Origin of the sequence: Paraburkholderia sp. SIMBA_053, from assembly GCF_046534895.1 — a bacterium.
In the GTDB taxonomy this organism is placed as follows: Bacteria; Pseudomonadota; Gammaproteobacteria; order Burkholderiales; family Burkholderiaceae; genus Paraburkholderia; species Paraburkholderia caledonica.
Window position 1 is genome coordinate 1 of sequence record NZ_JAWRXU010001206.1, and the last position, 253, is coordinate 253.

General features: G+C 63.2%; 1 protein-coding gene. It reads left to right on the forward strand.

Translation table 11 applies throughout. The features are described from left to right. Positions 1–253: nitrate reductase molybdenum cofactor assembly chaperone (gene narJ / locus SB753_RS39465; protein ID WP_410805476.1), on the forward strand; the 253-nt coding region annotated here is incomplete at both ends.

The following is a 253-nucleotide window of genomic DNA, read 5'->3' on the forward strand; positions in this document are numbered from 1 at the left end:
TCTATTCGAGCATGTGCACGGCGAATCGCGCGATCGGGGCCAGGCGATGGTCGATCTGCTGCGAATGTACGAGGAGCATGGGCTGCATCTCGCTGCCGGCGAACTGCCCGACTATCTGCCCGTGTTCCTCGAATATCTGTCGCGTCTTCCGCCCGCGGATGCACGTGCGCTGCTCGCGGAGACGGGCGAAATACTGCAATCGATCACCACGCAGCTCGCGAAACGGGGCAGCCCCTACAGCTTCGTCGTGGGC